Source organism: Cupriavidus sp. NPDC089707 (genome assembly GCF_044748965.1).
Classification (GTDB): domain Bacteria; phylum Pseudomonadota; class Gammaproteobacteria; order Burkholderiales; family Burkholderiaceae; genus Cupriavidus.
Genome location: NZ_JBIVHB010000007.1, coordinates 1 through 16,780, shown reverse-complemented (window position 1 = coordinate 16,780; position 16,780 = coordinate 1). Strand labels below are relative to the sequence as shown.

At 69.0% G+C, this 16,780-nt stretch carries 14 protein-coding genes and 2 pseudogenes; 9 read left to right on the top strand and 7 right to left on the bottom strand.

What is annotated here, in order from left to right:
- Positions 1-14: 14 nt before the first annotated feature.
- Entirely contained in the window at positions 15-1,061 is a 1,047-nt protein-coding gene (locus ACIP1U_RS13400; RefSeq protein ID WP_400315484.1) for a Bug family tripartite tricarboxylate transporter substrate binding protein, read from the bottom strand.
- 253 nt (positions 1,062-1,314) lie between these two features.
- On the opposite strand from ACIP1U_RS13400, the gene ACIP1U_RS13395 reads away from it, so the two are divergent.
- On the top strand, positions 1,315-3,069 hold the full coding sequence (locus ACIP1U_RS13395; RefSeq protein ID WP_400315482.1) for an IlvD/Edd family dehydratase: 1,755 nt from the start codon (positions 1,315-1,317) through the stop codon (positions 3,067-3,069).
- A gap of 3 nt (positions 3,070-3,072) precedes the next feature.
- The gene (locus ACIP1U_RS13390; RefSeq protein WP_400315480.1) at positions 3,073-3,744 is read left to right on the top strand and encodes a GntR family transcriptional regulator; all 672 of its coding nucleotides are present in this window, start codon (positions 3,073-3,075) and stop codon (positions 3,742-3,744) included.
- Between the two features lie 278 nt (positions 3,745-4,022).
- Here ACIP1U_RS13390 and ACIP1U_RS13385 read toward each other — a convergent pair.
- Both ACIP1U_RS13385 and ACIP1U_RS13380 read right to left on the bottom strand, forming a co-directional pair.
- A pseudogene (locus ACIP1U_RS13385) lies at positions 4,023-5,411 on the bottom strand (cation:proton antiporter).
- Positions 5,408-6,346, bottom strand: a complete 939-nt coding sequence (locus ACIP1U_RS13380; RefSeq protein WP_400315477.1) for a LysR substrate-binding domain-containing protein — start codon at positions 6,344-6,346, stop codon at positions 5,408-5,410. Before ACIP1U_RS13380 ends, ACIP1U_RS13385 begins: the two are co-directional and overlap by 4 nt.
- Before the next feature lie 215 nt (positions 6,347-6,561).
- Here ACIP1U_RS13380 and ACIP1U_RS13375 point away from each other — a divergent pair, with 215 nt between their 5' ends.
- Both ACIP1U_RS13375 and ACIP1U_RS13370 read left to right on the top strand, forming a co-directional pair.
- Positions 6,562-7,542 carry a 3-hydroxyacyl-CoA dehydrogenase family protein gene (locus ACIP1U_RS13375; protein ID WP_400315475.1) on the top strand — a complete coding sequence of 327 codons (981 nt, stop codon included), beginning with the start codon at positions 6,562-6,564 and terminating at the stop codon, positions 7,540-7,542.
- Positions 7,539-8,426: a 3-keto-5-aminohexanoate cleavage protein gene (locus ACIP1U_RS13370; RefSeq protein ID WP_400315473.1), complete on the top strand. Its 888-nt coding sequence runs from the start codon at positions 7,539-7,541 to the stop codon at positions 8,424-8,426. Before ACIP1U_RS13375 ends, ACIP1U_RS13370 begins: the two co-directional genes overlap by 4 nt.
- Before the next feature lie 55 nt (positions 8,427-8,481).
- On the opposite strand, the gene ACIP1U_RS13365 is transcribed toward ACIP1U_RS13370, so the two are convergent.
- On the bottom strand, positions 8,482-8,757 hold the full coding sequence (locus ACIP1U_RS13365; protein ID WP_400315471.1) for a hydroxyquinol 1,2-dioxygenase: 276 nt from the start codon (positions 8,755-8,757) through the stop codon (positions 8,482-8,484).
- Positions 8,758-9,038: 281 nt separating this feature from the next.
- On the opposite strand from ACIP1U_RS13365, the gene ACIP1U_RS13360 reads away from it, so the two are divergent.
- Positions 9,039-9,353, top strand: a complete 315-nt coding sequence (locus ACIP1U_RS13360; protein ID WP_400315469.1) for a histone-like nucleoid-structuring protein — start codon at positions 9,039-9,041, stop codon at positions 9,351-9,353.
- Positions 9,354-9,452: 99 nt separating this feature from the next.
- Here ACIP1U_RS13360 and ACIP1U_RS13355 read toward each other — a convergent pair whose 3' ends face one another.
- Positions 9,453-9,890: a hypothetical protein gene (locus ACIP1U_RS13355; protein WP_400315467.1), complete on the bottom strand. Its 438-nt coding sequence runs from the start codon at positions 9,888-9,890 to the stop codon at positions 9,453-9,455.
- Between the two features lie 228 nt (positions 9,891-10,118).
- Here ACIP1U_RS13355 and ACIP1U_RS13350 point away from each other — a divergent pair, with 228 nt between their 5' ends.
- From ACIP1U_RS13350 to ACIP1U_RS13335, 4 genes are all read left to right on the top strand, one after another.
- Complete coding sequence (locus tag ACIP1U_RS13350) at positions 10,119-10,820, top strand: heavy metal response regulator transcription factor (protein ID WP_209754424.1); 702 nt, start codon at positions 10,119-10,121, stop codon at positions 10,818-10,820.
- Positions 10,817-12,268, top strand: a complete 1,452-nt coding sequence (locus ACIP1U_RS13345; protein WP_400315464.1) for a heavy metal sensor histidine kinase — start codon at positions 10,817-10,819, stop codon at positions 12,266-12,268. Before ACIP1U_RS13350 ends, ACIP1U_RS13345 begins: the two co-directional genes overlap by 4 nt.
- Before the next feature lie 152 nt (positions 12,269-12,420).
- Positions 12,421-12,831 carry a VOC family protein gene (locus ACIP1U_RS13340; RefSeq protein ID WP_400315461.1) on the top strand — a complete coding sequence of 137 codons (411 nt, stop codon included), beginning with the start codon at positions 12,421-12,423 and terminating at the stop codon, positions 12,829-12,831.
- Between the two features lie 71 nt (positions 12,832-12,902).
- Entirely contained in the window at positions 12,903-15,290 is a 2,388-nt protein-coding gene (locus ACIP1U_RS13335; protein ID WP_400315458.1) for a heavy metal translocating P-type ATPase, read from the top strand.
- 172 nt (positions 15,291-15,462) lie between these two features.
- On the opposite strand, the gene ACIP1U_RS13330 is transcribed toward ACIP1U_RS13335, so the two are convergent.
- Both ACIP1U_RS13330 and ACIP1U_RS13325 read right to left on the bottom strand, forming a co-directional pair.
- The gene (locus tag ACIP1U_RS13330) at positions 15,463-16,368 is read right to left on the bottom strand and encodes a polysaccharide deacetylase family protein (RefSeq protein ID WP_400315456.1); all 906 of its coding nucleotides are present in this window, start codon (positions 16,366-16,368) and stop codon (positions 15,463-15,465) included.
- A gap of 13 nt (positions 16,369-16,381) precedes the next feature.
- Positions 16,382-16,780: pseudogene (locus ACIP1U_RS13325) on the bottom strand (bifunctional UDP-4-keto-pentose/UDP-xylose synthase); the annotation flags it as partial.

The window sequence follows — 16,780 nt, the reverse complement described above, 5'->3', positions numbered from 1 at the left end:
AGCGGAGGCCCTGACTACTCCGGCTTCACCCCCGCCTCCCGGATTACCGTATTCCACTTGACGACCTCCGCCTTGATTCGCGCACTCGCCTGTGCCGGCGTCGTCCACGTGGCAATCGCCCCTTGCTTGAGCAGGGTGGCCTGGACCTCAGGCTCGGCCAGGATCTTCTTCAGGTCGGCGCTGAGCCGGTCGATCACCGGCGCCGGCGTGCCGGCCGGTGCGACGATGCCGAACATCGAGCTGACTTCGAAGTCCTTCAGCCCGGCTTCGGTGGCGGTCGGCACGTCGGGCAGCGCGTTGACGCGCTCGGATGAGGCCACCGCCAGGGCGCGGATCTTGCCGCTCTTGACGTAGGCCTGGGCCGCGGGAACGGTCTCGACCATGCTCAGCACCTGCCCGCCGATCAGGTCGGTCATGGCCGGTCCGCTGCCCTTGTATGGCACGTGCAGCATCTCCACGCCGGCCATGCGCTTGAACATCTCGCCGGCCAGGTGCTGCGGAGAACCGTTGCCTGCCGAGGCGAAGGTGATGGCGCCGGGCTTGGACTTGGCCAGCGAGACCAGTTGCGGCAGGCTGCTGGCGCTGACCGAAGGATTGACCACGAACACCAGCGGCACGGTGCCGACGACTGCTACCGGCGCGAAGCTTTTCTCCAGGTCGTAAGGAACGCGGCTCTTGTACAGCGCGGCGTTGATGGCGTGGCTGGTGAGCGCGCCCATCAGCAGGGTATAGCCATCGGCGGGCGACTTGGCGACCAGTTCGGCGCCAATATTGCCCGCGGCGCCGGCGCGGTTGTCGACCACGACCTGCTGGCCGAGCGTGGTGGACAGGCGCTGGGCCAGCGTGCGGCCGATCACGTCGGTGGCACCGCCGGGCGGGTAGGGCACGACCAGCCGGATCGGCTTGGCGGGGTAGGCTTCCGCCGCGATGCCCATCACCGGGGCGACCAGCGTGCCGGCAACTGCAAGCGCAGCGACCAGGATGGAGCGGCGAGCGGTGCGGCGAGGGACGTGGCGCGGCGCGGCGATGGCGCGAGAGGCCGTGAGCGAAATGCCAGGCATGTGGGTCTCCTGTGCCGGGGAATCGTTGGAATGGGAATGGATTGGCGGGCGGCGCGTGGCCGCCATGAACGCCCGGCTCGTTTTCGGGGCCAAGTGTAGGCTGCACCTCTTGATTGATGAAGCCGTATTTTTCTATCGACTGATCTCAAAATCAAATTAATGAATCCAGTGCGATGCCGGGCTTGCACCACGCCTGCATTGGCCGCTAAGCTTCAGTCCGTCGATTATCAATAATTTTATTGGAGATAGCCCCATGTCCGCCAACGACCCCAGCAAGCCCGACGCCGCCCAGCCGCAAGGTCTGGCCAAGGGCCTGACCAACTACGGCGACACCGGCTTCTCGCTCTTCCTGCGCAAGGCCTTTATCAAGGGTGCGGGCTATACCGACGACGCGCTGTCGCGCCCGGTGATCGGCATCGTCAACACCGGCAGCAGCTACAACCCTTGCCATGGCAACGCGCCGCAGCTGATCGACGCGGTGAGGCGCGGCGTGATGCTCGCTGGCGGGCTGCCTGTGGATTTCCCGACCATCTCGGTGCATGAGAGCTTTTCGGCGCCGACCAGCATGTACCTGCGCAACCTGATGTCGATGGACACCGAGGAAATGATCCGCGCGCAGCCCATGGACGCGGTCGTGCTGATCGGCGGCTGCGACAAGACTGTGCCTGCGCAGCTGATGGGCGCGGCCTCGGCCGGGGTGCCGGCGATCCAGCTGGTCACCGGCTCGATGCTCACCGGCGCCCATCGCGGCGAGCGCGTGGGCGCCTGCACGGACTGCCGCCGCTACTGGGGCCGCTATCGTGCGGAAGAGATCGATGCCACCGAGATCGGCGACGTCAACAACCAGCTGGTGGCCAGCGTCGGCACCTGCTCGGTGATGGGCACGGCCAGCACCATGGCGTGCGTGACCGAGGCACTCGGGATGATGGTGGCCGGCGGTGCGTCGGCGCCCGCGGTGACGGCCGACCGCATCCGCGTGGCGGAGCGTACCGGCACCACGGCCGTGGCGATGGCCAAGGCGCGCCTGACGCCGGACCGCATCCTGACCGGCAAGGCTTTCGAAAACGCCCTGCGCGTGCTGCTGGCGATCGGCGGCTCGACAAACGGCATCGTCCACCTGACTGCCATCGCCGGTCGCCTCGGCATCGATATCGACCTGGCGGGCCTGGACAGGATGAGCCGAGAGACGCCGGTGCTGGTCGATCTCAAGCCCTCGGGCCAGCACTACATGGAGGACTTCCACAAGGCCGGCGGCATGGCCACGCTGCTGCGCGAACTGCGTCCGCTGCTGCACCTGGACACGCTGACCGTGTCCGGCCGCACGCTCGGCGAAGAGCTTGACGCCGCCCCGCCCCCGTTCACGCAGGATGTGATCCGCAGCGCTGTCGACCCGATCTATCCGGCCGGCGGCCTGGCCGTGCTGCGCGGCAACCTGGCGCCTGGTGGCGCCATCATCAAGCAGTCCGCCGCCGATCCGGTGCTGATGGAGCACGAGGGCCGTGCCGTGGTGTTCGAGAACGCCGAGGACATGGCGCTGCGCATCGACGATGAAACGCTCGACGTCAAGGCCGACGATATCCTGGTGCTCAAGCGCATCGGGCCCACCGGCGCGCCCGGCATGCCGGAAGCCGGCTACATGCCGATCCCGCGCAAGCTGGCGCGCGCCGGGGTCAAGGACATGGTGCGCATATCGGACGGCCGCATGAGCGGCACCGCGGCCGGCACCATCGTGCTGCACGTGACGCCTGAAGCGGCCATCGGCGGGCCGCTGGCGCTGGTGCAGAGTGGCGACCGCATCCGCCTGTCGGTGCGCGAGCGCGACCTCACGCTGCTGGTCGATGACGCCGAACTGGCGCGCCGCGCCGCGGCGCAGCCGGTGGAGCGCCCGCACGCCGCGCGCGGCTACCGCAAGCTGTTCCTGGAGACCGTGACGCAGGCCGACCAGGGCGTCGACTTCGACTTCCTGCGTGCGACGCAGACGGTCGATACCGTGCCGCACCAGCGCTGAGCCATGCACGACGTCACCCCGCAGGCCGAAGCCGGCGCCCTGCAGCAGGCGGTCGATACGCTGGAGGAAGACATTGTCTTCGGCCGCTTGCATCCGCGCGAACGGTTGATCGAGGACGACCTGATGGTGCGCTTCGCCCTCAAGCGGCATGTGGTGCGGCAGGTGCTGGCGGGGCTGGAGGCGATTGGCGTGGTAGAGCGCAAGCGCAACGTCGGCGCGGTGGTGCGCGCGTTCTCCGCGCGCGAGGTGCTGGAACTGTACGCACTGCGCGAAGTGCTGGAATGCCATGCGGCTGCGCAGATCGACCTGCCGGTGCCGCCCGCGCGGCTGGCGCCGCTGGTCGCCGTGCAGAGGCAGCACGACGCCGCCGTGACCGCCGGCGATGCGCGCGCGGTGTTCCGCATCAACCAGGGCTTCCACCGCGAGCTGTTCGCGCTGACCGGCAATGCCGTGCTGCAGCAGGCTATCGGCGACTATGCGCGCCGCACCCACCCGATACGCTTCGGCACGCTGGCGGCGGCGGCCTATCGCGAGCGCGCGCGGCAGGAGCACTGGGCCATGATCGAGGCGTTGCAGCAGGGCGACCGCGAGGTGCTGGTCGACCTGTGCCGGCGCCACTTGCTGCCGTCGCGCGATGCCTATCTCGCCGCGGAGCAGGCGCGGGGCGCTGCTTGAGCGGATCCCTGAGCGGATCCCTGAGCGCATCCATTGATTGGATCCCTGAGCGGACCCGGACGGCGTCGCCGCCACCGCGGCGTGGCAGCGGCATCACAGCGAAGTCAGAACCCGCCTACGCCGCCGTCCGCCATCGTCCTATCCCTTGCGCGCGCGGCGCTGCCTACATTGGAAGCAGCGTCACCACCAGCGTCACCACCGCAAGGAGCCGATTCATGTCATTCGCGCTATACATCATTGGCTTGCTGGTCCTGGTTGGCGGCATCGCCTGGGCGATGTCAACGGCCGGCCTCGCGACCGTTTATATCGGCATTGCCTGCCTGATCGTGCTCGGCGTCGGCATCATGATGGCCGTCTCCCGCACCCGTACCAAAGACCCTTCCTGAGGCTTGCGGGCCTGGCTGCGCGCCGGGCCTTTCCCGGAGCCCCCGGAGCCCCTGACGCCCCTGCTGCACGCCGCGCAGCGGTGGCCGCAACAGGTTGGCAAGCCATGCCTGCTGTATCACCTGGGCGATCTGGTTGAACGCCTGCTTGGAAATCACTGCCTCCTCGCGCATCGTTTCCAGGGACAGCCTGCCCTTGCGCAGCGCAAACAGCATCAGCAGGCGCCGTTCCAGCGCCTCGGTGTAGTCGCCAAATTTCTCCCGCATCTCGGCCAACCCTTCGCCGGCGGCCTGGAAGCGGTCCTCCAGCACGCCGTCGAGCACCGTCGCCATGCGCGCGCCGAACACCGGCGTCAGCATCGAGCGGTTGTATCGCCGCAGCCGGTCCAGCACGGTCTGGCGGCAGATCAGCAGTTCGAAGCGACGTGATAGTCGAGGATATGGCGTGCCGCGCGGTTGTAGCCGATGCGCCCCTGCTCGCGCGCGGCATCGATCATCTGCGAGGTATTGCGCATCATCGCGTCAAGGTTGGCGACCGAGATCACGCCGTCGCCATACTCCGGGATCAGCTCGCGCTCGCGCGTGGCCAGCGTGACCAGGCCGATAGTCAGGCGGGTCGGACAGCAAACGCCCGGCCAGCACGCCGCACAGCACGCCGCCGACGAAGGACCACGCCAGTTCGCGCAGCCCCGCGCCCAGCGTCGCCTGCGCGCCGTGGCCGGTCAGCATTGCCACCAGCACGCCGACGATGGCGATGGCGGCGGCGTCGTTCAGCAGGCTCTCGCCTTCCACCAGCCGGATCAGCCGCGCGGGCGCGCCCACGTCGCGGAAGATCGCGATCACCGCGGCCGGGTCGGTGGTGGCGACCACCGCGCCCAGCAGCAGGCACACCGCCAGCGGCATGCCGCTGGCCGCGGCGGTGGCTACGCCGATCATCACAGTGGCCACCACCACCGCCACCACCGCCAGTAGGAGGATCGGCGCCGCATCGGGCAGCATGCTGCGCACGTCGGCGGTCAGCGCCGCGTGGAACAGCAGCGGCGGCAGGAAGATCCCCAGTTAGGCCTCGGGCGGCAGCGCGGGGTCGATCAGCGGATGCAGGAAGTGCTGCGCGAAGTCGGGGTGGGAGGCGTCGATGGCAACATAGCCGGCGCCGATGGCAATGCCGATCGCCGACAGCAGCGTGGATTCGGGCAGCACCAGCCGCGCGGCCGCGACCTGCACCACCGCGACGATGGCCAGCAGCGCGCCGGCCAGGATCAGGATATCGACGATGATGCTCATGCGCTGGCCTCCGTGGCACCGGCCCCCGCCGCGGCGGGATGCGCCAGTTGCGCGCGCACCGCCGCGGCAAGTTCGGCGGCGGCGGGGGACAGTGTGCGGTTGCGCGAGGTCACCAGCCCGATCGAGCGCTCGGTCACGGGCGCGGTCAGCAGCCGCTCGACGACGCCGGGCTGGCGCACGGTGCCAGCTGCGATCTCGGGCAGCGCCGCCACGCCGAAGCCGCATTCGACCATGGCCGCGATGGTGGCCAGGTGCTCGGCCTCGAACACCGGCTGGAAGCGGATCTTGTTCTGCAGGAAGGCCCATTCGGCGTACTGGCGCACGCTGCTGGGATGCGTCATCGATACATGCGGCGCGGCGGCAGTATCGGCCCAGCGCAACGGGCCGCTGCTGCGCGCCATCGGGTGCGCCGACGGGATCAGCAGCACGAAGCGGTCGGACAGCAACGGCTCGTAGTGCAGGTCGGCCTGCTGCGGATCGGCTGCGGTCAGCGCAAAGTCCACCTCGCCGGCGCGCACCAGGTCAAAGGCGGGGCCGGACAGCGTGTCGATGACCTTCAGCGCCACTTCCGGGCGTGCCCGGTGGTAAGCCATCAGCACGCGCGGCAGCATGCGGGCCGCCAGCGAAGGCAGCGCCGCCACGGCCACCTGGCCGCGCTCGGCGCTGGCAATGCCGGTCACGGCATCGATGGCGCCGCGGAAGGCGGCCTGCAACAGCGCGGCCTGCTGCATGAAGACCTGGCCGGCGGCGGTCAGGCGCACGGTGCGGGTGGTGCGGTCGAACAGCCGCACGCCAAGCGATTCCTCAATGCGTTGGATCTGCGTGGACAGGGCGGACTGCGACAGGTGCAGCTGGCTGGCGGCCTGGCGGTAGTTGAGTGTGCGGCCGAGTACCAGCGTGGTCTCGATGTCCCGCATCGACAGGTTGAGTTTCATGGTCAGGCAGTGGCGGGCGCGGGGTGCGCCGCGGAGAACATGAGAGGTACGACAGGGCGGATCGTGCGATTGATCTGATTTATGGATCATTTTATCCATAGAATCGACTTCATCAATCAAAGCGAGTTCTCTACACTGCCGGGATTCCGTTGTCCGGCGCGCCACTGTGGCCGCCGGGCAGCCCGCCAATCCTTCAGGATTTCCCCGGAGTACCTATGCCGAACCCGACCGAACCGGTCACTGCCAGCCTGCTGGGCCGTCCCGGCGCCGCCCATGCGGTGATAGTGGGCGGCGGCACCATGGGCGCCGACGTTGCCGTGGTGCTGACCCGCGCCCTGTGCCGCACCACCGTGATCGAGCCCGATGCTACGCGCGGCGCCGCGCTGCCCGAGCGGGTGCGCGACAACCTGGCCGCCATCGGCCGCGCCGAAGGAGGCGCCGCATGCCTGTCCGTGGCCGCCACGCTGGACCAGGTTGACTGGGAGACCGTCGACCTCGTGATCGAGTGCATCCCCGAGCGCCTGGAACTCAAGCAGCAACTGTTCGCCCAACTGGTCCGGCGCGCGCGGCCGGACACGGTGCTCGCCAGCAACAGCTCCAGCTTCCCGATCAGCGCGATCGGCGCCGGGCTGGATACGCGCGAGCGCATGCTGGGCCTGCATTTCTTCATGCCGGCGCACCTGGTGCCGCTGGTCGAAGTGGTGATGGGCGAGGACAGCGACGAAGGCGGCGCCGACGCGCTGGTCGCGTTCATGCGCCGCTGCGCGATGGTGCCGGTGAAAGTGCGCAAGGACTTGCCGGGCTTCCTCGCCAACCGGCTGCAGCACGCGCTGTCGCGCGAGGCCTTCAGCCTGATCGACCGCGGCATTGCCTCGCCCGAGGACGTGGATGCGGCGGTGCGCTTCGGCTTCGGCTTCCGCTTCCTGGCCGCGGGCCCGGTGCTGCAGCGCGACCATGCCGGCATCGACGTGCATGCCGCCGCCGGTGCCACCATGTACCCGAGCTTCTGCAACGACGACCATCCCGCGCGCTGCCTGGCCGAGCGCGCCGCCGACGGCCGCCATGGCATGAAGCGCGGCGAGGGCTTCTATATGTGGAGCCCCGAAGCCATTGCCGCCGAGCGCGCGCGCTACGACCGCCTGCTGCGCGCCGGCCTCGATCTGATCGCCCCTGAATTGCCCGAGATCCAGCCATGACCCAAGCCAATCCGTCCGCCTCGACACCATCCGCCGCCACCCGCGCAGCGCTGGCCGATTCGCCGCTGATCGTCACGGTGGCCCCCAACGGTGCCTACAAGCAGGCTGCCGACCATCCCGCGGTGCCGCTGACCGCCGCGTCGCTGGCACAGGAAGCGCGCGCCTGCCTCGATGCCGGCGCCGCCATGATGCATATGCACGTGCGCGACGCGCAGGGCCGCCATTCGCTCGACGTGCAGGCCTACCGCGACGCGCTCGCCGCCGTAAAGCAGGCGGTTGGAGACGCGCTGCTGGTGCAGGTGACCAGCGAAGCCGCCGGCGTGTACAAGGCTCCCGCGCAGATGGCGATGGTGCGCGAGCTGCGGCCCGAAGCCGTGTCAGTGGGCCTGCGCGAGGTGGCGGTGCCAGAGATCCCGGAAGGCGAGCTGGCCGCGTTCTTTGCCTGGCTGGCGCGCGAACGCGTGATGACGCAGGTGATCCTGTACGACGCGGCCGACGTGCGCCGCTGGTATGCGCTGCGTGCACGCGGGCTGGTGCCGGCGGGCGCGTGGTCGCTGCTGTATGTGCTGGGGCGGTATTCGGCGGGGCAGGTTTCGTCGCCACACGACCTGCTGCCGTTCCTGCAGGTGGCCGCGGAAAGCGACGATGCGCTGCCGTGGGCGATCTGCGCCTTTGGCCGCGAAGAGAATGCCTGCGTGACCGCGGCCGCCGCGTTCGGCGGGCATGTGCGGGTGGGTTTCGAGAACAACCTGCTGCTGCGCGACGGCAGCCGCGCGCCCGGCAACGCCGCCCTGGTGGCGCAGGCCGTGCAGGGCGGGCTCACGCTGGGCCGGCCGATCGCCGACGCCGAGGATGCGCGCCGGATCTACGGCGCGGTGCGCTGATGCGGTCTCGCGTGCGCGGCGTGGCGGCCGAGCGGCGGGTGATGGGTGGCGGAGATCAGGCGCCGTCGCTGAAGCCGTCGCGCGGGCCGTTCGGGTTGTGCGCGCCGTCGGTGAACGTGCTGCGCGGGCCGGTGGCGGTGTGGGCGCCATCGGTAAAGCTGCTGCGGGTGCCGGTGGCGGCATGCGCGCCGTCGGTGAACGAGCTGCGCGTGCCGGTGACGCTGTGCGCGCCGTCGCTGAACGGATCGACGCTGCGCGGTGCAGCTTGCGCGGTGCCGATCACGGTCGCAACCAGTGCGGTGGCGACAAAGACTTGCCTGAGTGCTTGCATGGATGCTTCTCCGTAAGATTGCCAGCCCGGGACGGGTGGCGTTAGAGAGAAGTCTAGGCACTCGCCATCCACGCCAGCATGACGCCCACATGACATTGCCGTCATGCAGCATTGGCTTGCGCGGCAAGCGCACGGCGAATGCAAGGAATTGCGCTGCAACGTCGCGCGCAAATGTCGGCAGCGCCGGCAAAGGCTGTAGAATCATGGCTATCCGACCGGCTTGCGGTTCCATCGCCGGTCTTCATTGCCCGCGGGAATGCAGCGGGCCTCTCACGAAAGTCATGTCCGAGTCTGATTCAGCCAAACTCGCTGCGGTGGCGTGGATCCACGAGCAAATGGACCGTCACGCGCTGACGCTTGACGACCTGGTCGCCGCGGGGTGCTTTGACAAGGTCCCGGCGCCTGCTGTGGAATCCTCACGCAAGCCCGCGCCCGAGGCCGGCCCAGGTGTTGTCAGCGCCAAAGCCAATGGTGCACCGCGTCCGCTCTACCGCAATGCCATGGGGCAAAGCTGGGATGGCGAGGGTGAATACCCCGACTGGCTGCAGCGTGCGGTCAATGCGGGACAATCGATCGAGTTTTTCCGCGTCGAATAGCCGAACATAGCTGCACATAAGCCGCACGCGCAGCGGCAGCGGCTGTGTGGCAGTCAACGGGTAGCAGTCAGGAACGCCGCCAGGGGCGGCAATGGCGCTTCAGCAGCGCGTGGCGAAATGCAGCAGGTCGTTGAATACCGCCGGGGTCGCCATCGGCGCCACATGCGCCCAGTGGGCCATCACCTCGGGCGGCAATTCCGGCAGTTCGCCCGCCGCGGCGGCAGGCTGCACCGGCAGCGTTGCGGTGTCGTCGTCCGACGGCTGCGGCGAGCCGGCGTCCTGCAATTGCAGCGGCACGCCTTGTCCGCCGGGTTCCGCCATGACTTGCACGGCGGCGCTGCGGCAGCTGCCTTCGCCGCCGCCCAGTGCGGCTTCGGCTTCCATCTTGGCCGCTGCATGCCGCTCCGGCAGCGACAGCCCCGCGGCCTGCACCGCGCTGCATACGGTCGCCACGGCCCCGGCGCTGCCGGACACGGGCAGCGCGATCAGGGCAAGCGACAGCAGCAGGGAATTCGACAGGCGCGGCAGGCGTTTCATCAGGCGGGCAGAGACTAAGCGGACAGGAAAGCTGGAAAGCTAGGAAAGAAGCGCGCGGCGCGCGGGGGAACCATCGGCCAGGCCGGCGGCCACCGCGCATTTTACTGGCATTTACCCGCAAAAAGCCGGTGTTTGCAATGACATTTCTGAAATCTTTGCCCATTTGCGGCCATCCTCGGCTAGCGTTACGCCATGGCGGCACTGGCGCCGCCGGAAAGTGACTGACACATGCGTATCCTGATTGTCGAGGACGAACCCAAGGCGGGCGATTACCTGCTCAAGGGCCTCACCGAATCCGGCTTTGTGGTGGACCTGGCGCGCGACGGCGTCGACGGCCTGGCCCACGCGCGCGAGCACCCCTACGACCTGATCGTGCTGGACGTGATGCTGCCGAACCTGGACGGCTGGCAGGTGCTGCGCGAGCTGCGCCGCGAGCGCGACACGCCGGTGCTGTTCCTGACCGCACGCGACGAGCTGTCCGACCGCCTCAAAGGCCTGGAACTTGGCGCCGACGATTACATGGTCAAGCCGTTCGCCTTCGCGGAGCTGGTGCTGCGCATCCGCACCATCCTGCGTCGCGGGCCGCTGCGCGAGAGCGAGTTCATTGAAGTGGCCGACCTGCAGATCGATGCCATCCGCCGCCGCGTGGTGCGTGCCGGCCAGAAGATCGACCTGACTTCCAAGGAGTTCGCACTGCTGTACCTGCTGGCGCGCCGCCGTGGCGAGGTGCTGTCGCGCTCGCTGATCGCGTCCCAGGTGTGGGACGTCAACTTCGACAGCAATACCAACGTGGTCGACGTATCGATCCGGCGCCTGCGCGCCAAGGTCGACGACCCGTTTCCGCGCAAGCTGATCCATACCCGGCGCGGCATGGGCTATGTGCTGGATGATGGCGAAGACAGCGATGGCTTCGGGCCCGCCGCGGCATGATGCGGCTGCCGTCGTCCCTTATCACGCGGCTGGCGCTGGCGTACGGGCTGGCCACGGCCGCGATCCTGGTCAGCGTGGCCGCTTACCTGTCCAGCGCGCTGTCGGCGCAACTGGAGGGCCGCGATGAGAGCGAGCTGGTCGGCGAAGTGCTGCTGGTGCGCCACCTGCTGCGCGAAGTGCGCAGCGAGGCGGAGATCCGCGCCGATACGCACCGGTTTGCCGATATCGCCATGGGCCATGAAGGGCTGATCCTGGTGGTGCGCACGCGCCAGGGCGAGCCGCTGGTCACGCTCAATCCGCGCAACGAGGCCGTGCCGCCGCTGCGCGTGCTGCCGGCCAACACGCAGCCTGAGAAGGACATGCTGCAGACCTGGTATCCGCGCAACGGCGTGCCCTCGCGCGGCATTGCCGCGCTGGGCCAGCTCGGCGATTCCGACAGGGCAGTCGAGATCGTGGTGCTGCGCGATGCCGGCTACCGCGTGGCACTCATCCGCGAATACCGCTACCGGCTGCTGTGGGCGACGCTGTGCGGCGCGGCCGTGGCGGCCGGGCTTGGTTTCGTGCTGGCGCGGCGCGGGCTGCGGCCGCTGCGGCGCATGGCAACCGATGCGGCCGCGGTGACCACCAGCCGGCTCGCCACGCGGCTCGATGTGGGCAGCGCGCCCGCCGAGCTGCGCGAGCTGGCGGCCGCGCTCAACGACATGCTGGCGCGGCTGCAGGACAGCTTCTCGCGGCTGTCCGAGTTCTCGGCCGACCTGGCGCACGATTTCCGCACCCCGATCAGCAACCTGATCGGCCAGACCCAGGTGACGCTGGCGCAAAGCCGCGGCGTGGCGGAATACGAGGCGCTGCTCGAATCGAACCTGGAAGAGTACGAGCGGCTGGCGCGCATGATCGAGAACATGCTGTTCCTCGCGCGCGCCGACCATGCGCAGGTGGCGCTCGGCGTGCGCATGCTGGATGCGCGTGAAGAGCTCGACAAGATGGCCGAGTATTTCGAGGCGGTCGCGGCCGACCGCGACGTCACGCTGGCGGTTGGCGGACACGCGCTGGTGCAGGCCGACCAGACGCTGCTGCGGCGCGCGGTCACCAACCTGCTCGACAACGCGCTGCGCCATGCGCCCGCCGGCACCACGGTGCGGCTGGATGCCACGCGCGTTCCCGCGCCGGGTGGGGCGGCCAACACCTGCATCCGCGTCAGCAATGCGGGACTGGCAATCCCGCCGGATACCCTGCCGCATATCTTCGGCCGCTTCTACCGCGCAGACCCGTCGCGCCGCAATTCCGCCACCTCCACCGGCCTCGGGCTGGCAATCGTCGACACCATCATGCGGTTGCATGGCGGCGGCGTGACCGTGCGCAGCGTCGACGGCGAAACGGTGTTCTCGTTGCAGTTCCCGGCTGAAACCTCGGCCGCAGCGGCGCAGGCTCCTGCCATGGTGGCCTGAATGGGCCAGCAGTGGGTCAACTGCGGCCCACTGCGGACCCGCTGCGCTTGCATGGGCCCGGCACGCGCGCATAATGGCGCGCGTGCCGGCAGCGGCAACTCCGGCCGGCGCATCCGTACGCAACCAGGATCACAACCCACAAGGAGAGTGACATGCAGGTGCAACCCTATCTGGATTTTGGCGGCCGCTTCGACGAAGCCGTGGCGTTCTACGGCAAGGTGCTGGGCGCGCAGGTGACATTTGCGACGCGCTACAAGGAGGCGCCGCCGGACCAGGGCATGCAGATCCCGGAAGACTGGAAGGACAAGGTGATGCACGCCAATATCCAGTTCGGCGAGACCCAGTTGATGGCGTCCGATGGCCGCCCCGGCGAGCGTCCGGCCTTCAGCGGCTTCAGTCTTTCGGTCGGCGCGGTCAGCAAGGACGAAGGCGAGCGCATCTTCAACGGCCTGGCCGAAGGCGGGCAGGTGGTGATGCCGTACCAGAAAACGTTCTGGGCCGAAGGCTTCGGCATGCTGGTTGACCGCTTTGGCATGTCGTGGATGGTCAACTGCGAGCACTGAGGGCCCGCTTGACTCTGTAGCCGCTACAGGGTCTTCAATGTCATCAGGTCAAACCACGTGAATAACAAGAGATGGCTCGCACGTCACCTGAAGACGCACTGCCCCGGGATCATGCTGGCCCGGGGCACGATCACTCCGCACACCGCCATGTGCATGGCCACGAACACGATCATGAACACGATCACGACGGCGATCATGGCCATGCTCACGGACATTCGCACGCAGCCCCGGCCGCCACGGCGCACGCCTGCTGCGGCGGCGGCTGCGCCTCGACGATCCCCCTGACACCCGCCGCCGCCGCGCCGGTCGAGGTGCCGGCGGGCGCCCGCGCCGCCGCCTATCGCATCGACGCGATGGACTGCCCGACCGAGGAAACGCTGATCCGCAACAAGCTGGGCAATATGGCCGGCGTGGCGGCACTAGAGTTCAACCTGATCCAGCGGGTGCTGACGGTCCACCACACGCTGCCGTCGCCGGAGCCGGTGGCCGCGGCCATCCGCAGCCTCGGCATGCAGGCGGTGCCGCTGGATGCCGAAGCCGCGCGGGAGGTGCTGCCCGAGGCCGCCGCACGCAAGCCGTGGTGGCCGCTGGCGCTGGCTGGCGTGGTCGCGGTCGGCGCGGAAGTGACCGAGTGGCTGGCGCTCGGCCTGCCGTGGCTGCCGGCCGTGCTGGCGCTGGCGGCGGTGGCGCTGGGCGGCCTGACCACTTACCGCAAGGGCTGGATCGCGCTGCGCAACGGCAACCTCAATATCAATGCGTTGATGAGCATCGCCGTCACCGGCGCGCTGCTGCTGCGCCACTGGCCCGAAGCGGCGATGGTGATGGTGCTGTTCGCGCTGGCCGAGCGCATCGAGGCCGCCTCGCTGGACCGCGCGCGCAATGCAATCCGCGGGCTGATGGCGATGGCCCCGGAGCAGGCGACGGTGCGCCGCGAGGACGGCAGCTGGGAAACGGTGTCCGCGGCCGGCGTTGCCGTCGGCGCGCTGGTGCGGCTGCGCCCCGGCGAGCGCGTGGCGCTGGACGGCAAGGTCGTGCGCGGCCAGTCGGCGCTGGACCAGGCGCCCATCACCGGCGAAAGCGTGCCGGTCGACAAGGCCGAGGGCGATCCGCTCTTCGCCGGCTCGATCAACCAGTCGGGCGAGCTGGAATACACCGTGACCGCGCCCGCCAGCGACTCGACGCTGGCGCGTATCATCCACGCGGTGGAAGCCGCGCAGGGCAGCCGCGCGCCGACGCAGCGCTTCGTCGACCAGTTCTCGCGCATCTACACCCCGACCGTGTTCGCGATTGCCGTGGCGGTGGCGGTGGTGCCCCCGCTGCTTGCGGGCGGCGGCTGGGTCGACTGGATCTACAAGGCGCTGGTGCTGCTGGTGATCGCCTGCCCGTGCGCGCTGGTGATCTCCACGCCGGTGACCATCGTCAGCGGCTTGGCCGCGGCCGCGCGCCGGGGCATCCTGGTCAAGGGCGGGGTCTACCTGGAACAGGGCCGGCATCTGGCCTGGGTGGCGCTGGACAAGACCGGCACGATCACGCACGGCAAGCCGATGCAGACCGACCATGCGCTGCTGGCCGACGCGCCGCCGCAGGCGCGCGCTATCGCGGCCAGTCTGGCCGCGCGCTCGGACCACCCGGTGTCGCGCGCGGTGGCTGCAGCGGCGGCGGGCGAGGGCATTGCGACGCTGCCGGTCGACGATTTCGAGGCGCTCGCCGGACGCGGCACCCGCGCAAAGGTGCAGGGCGTTGAATACCAACTGGGCAACCACCGGCTGGTGCATGACCTGGGCGCCTGCTCGCCGGCGCTGGAGGCGCGGCTGGAAGCGATCGAGCGCGAAGGCAAGACCGTGGTGCTGCTGGCGCGCGTCGACGGCAACGGCGCGGCCACCGCGCTGGCGCTCTTTGCGGTGGCCGACACGGTACGCCAGACCAGCCGGCAGGCGATTGCCGAACTGCATGCGCTGGGCGTGAAGACGCTGATGCTGTCGGGCGACAACCCGCATACCGCGCAGGCCATTGCAGCCGAGGTCGGCATCGACGAGGCGCGCGGCAACCAGTTGCCGCAGGACAAGGCGGACGGCATCGCCGCGCTCACCGACGCCGCGCATGCGCGCGGCGGCCGCATCGGTATGGTCGGCGACGGCATCAACGATGCGCCGGCGCTGGCGCGCGCCGATATCGGCTTTGCCATGGGCGCGGCCGGCACCGACACCGCCATCGAGACCGCCGACGTGGCGCTGATGGACGACGACCTGCGCAAGATCCCGGAGTTCGTCCGCCTGTCGCGCCGCACCTCGCGCATCCTGGTGCAGAACATCACGCTGGCGCTGGGCATCAAGGCGGTGTTCCTGGCGCTGACGGTGATGGGGATGGGGACGATGTGGATGGCGGTGTTCGCCGATATGGGCGCGAGCTTGCTGGTGGTGTTCAATGGGCTGCGGGTGGGATCGCAGCGCGGAGCTTAACCACTGCTGACGGTCTGCACCCCTCTCCCGCAGGCGGGAGAGGGGCCGGGGGAGAGGGCCGGCGCATGGCAAGCACGACAAGCTTGCACTTCGTGGATGCTCTTGCCCTCTCCCCCACCCCTCTCCCGCGAGCGGGAGAGGGGTGCCTGGTTCCGACGGTGTTAGCTGGGGCTCAGCGCGATACCACTTCGGGCTGCACAATCAACTCCCCGCTCCGCCCCGGAATCTCCCCCCACGTGACCGGCAACTCCGGCAACCCGCTTCGATCCAGCCCGCGATACCACACCGCCATCGACACCAGCTCGTGCCCCTGCGCGCGCCATCCCGCCAGCAGCCGCTCGAACACCGGCGCCAGCTTGCCGCCTTCCAGCTCGGTATGCAGCGTAAAGACGTGATCGCCCGGGCCTTCGGTCAGCTTCAGCAGCGCGGTGTGGACGGTGTCTTCAGTCAGCCCGTCGGTGCCGATCAACTCGTCCAGCGTCGGCAGCGTGGTCGGCATCTGCACGTGCCGGCACGGCACGCCGTCGATGGTGGGGATATAAGGCGCCGTGCCGCGGCCATCCGACGCGTAAGCCATGCCCCAGTCGTCGATCTGGCGGAACGCGTCCTCATTCATCTGCCAGCCGGCTGCGCCATGCGTCGCCGGCGGTTCGCCGAAGATCTCGGTGTAGCGCGCAAACGCCTGCTGCATCTGGCGCCGGGTCCATGCCGCATCGCGCTCGCGCACGTTGTCCTGCCAGTAGACGTGGTCCCAGGTGTGGATGCCGCACTCGTGGCCGGCGCTGCGCGCCGCGCGCATTTCCGCCGCGCCCTTGCGCCCGATGTCCGGGCCCGGCAGCAGCACGCCGTACATCAGCGTGCGCAAGCCGTAGTTGGATACCACCGAGGTGCGCGACACCTTCTTCAGGAAGCCCGGCCGGAAGACGCGCCGCAGCGCCCAGCCGGTATGGTCGGGCCCGAGGCTGAACAGGAACGTGGCCTGTGCCTGCGCGGCGTCCAGCATCGACAGCAGCTTCGGCACGCCTTCGCGCGTGCCGCGCAGCGTGTCGACGTCGACCTTCAGGGCAATGCGTGCCATCTGCGGTGCGCGCTCAGTTGGCCGAGTCGACCAGCGTGCGGGCTTCGACCACCTTGCCGCGATACGCCTCGAAGATGCGGCGCAGCGACTGCTCCATCGTGACCTCGGGCTTCCAGCCCAGCTCTTCGATGGTGTTGTCGATCTTCGGCACGCGGTGCAGTACGTCCTGGTAGCCCTTGCCATAGAAGTCGCCCGACGAGGTTTCGATGATCCGCGTCTTGCGCGCTTCGTCGGCGTACTCGGGATAGTCTCCCGCCATCTTCAGCATCATCTCGGCCAGCTCGCGCACCGAGTGGATATTGGCCGGGTTGCCGATGTTGAAGATCTTGCCGCTGGCGATGCCGTCGGGGTTCTCGATGATGCGCATCAGCGCGCTGATGCCGTCGGAGATATCGGCAAACGCACGCTGCTG

Bases quoted from the DNA above. Each gene is read 5' to 3' on its own strand.
- ACIP1U_RS13330 (WP_400315456.1), bottom strand. From the start codon at position 16,368: ATGGCACGCATTGCCCTGAAGGTCGACGTCGACACGCTGCGCGGCACG.
- ACIP1U_RS13380 (WP_400315477.1), bottom strand. From the start codon at position 6,346: ATGAAACTCAACCTGTCGATGCGGGACATCGAGACCACGCTGGTACTC.
- ACIP1U_RS13390 (WP_400315480.1), top strand. From the start codon at position 3,073: ATGCACGACGTCACCCCGCAGGCCGAAGCCGGCGCCCTGCAGCAGGCG.
- ACIP1U_RS13350 (WP_209754424.1), top strand. From the start codon at position 10,119: ATGCGTATCCTGATTGTCGAGGACGAACCCAAGGCGGGCGATTACCTG.
- ACIP1U_RS13395 (WP_400315482.1), top strand. From the start codon at position 1,315: ATGTCCGCCAACGACCCCAGCAAGCCCGACGCCGCCCAGCCGCAAGGT.
- ACIP1U_RS13355 (WP_400315467.1), bottom strand. From the start codon at position 9,890: ATGAAACGCCTGCCGCGCCTGTCGAATTCCCTGCTGCTGTCGCTTGCC.
- ACIP1U_RS13375 (WP_400315475.1), top strand. From the start codon at position 6,562: ATGCCGAACCCGACCGAACCGGTCACTGCCAGCCTGCTGGGCCGTCCC.
- ACIP1U_RS13360 (WP_400315469.1), top strand. From the start codon at position 9,039: ATGTCCGAGTCTGATTCAGCCAAACTCGCTGCGGTGGCGTGGATCCAC.
- ACIP1U_RS13335 (WP_400315458.1), top strand. From the start codon at position 12,903: ATGGCTCGCACGTCACCTGAAGACGCACTGCCCCGGGATCATGCTGGC.
- ACIP1U_RS13365 (WP_400315471.1), bottom strand. From the start codon at position 8,757: ATGCAAGCACTCAGGCAAGTCTTTGTCGCCACCGCACTGGTTGCGACC.
- ACIP1U_RS13370 (WP_400315473.1), top strand. From the start codon at position 7,539: ATGACCCAAGCCAATCCGTCCGCCTCGACACCATCCGCCGCCACCCGC.
- ACIP1U_RS13340 (WP_400315461.1), top strand. From the start codon at position 12,421: ATGCAGGTGCAACCCTATCTGGATTTTGGCGGCCGCTTCGACGAAGCC.
- ACIP1U_RS13345 (WP_400315464.1), top strand. From the start codon at position 10,817: ATGATGCGGCTGCCGTCGTCCCTTATCACGCGGCTGGCGCTGGCGTAC.
- ACIP1U_RS13400 (WP_400315484.1), bottom strand. From the start codon at position 1,061: ATGCCTGGCATTTCGCTCACGGCCTCTCGCGCCATCGCCGCGCCGCGC.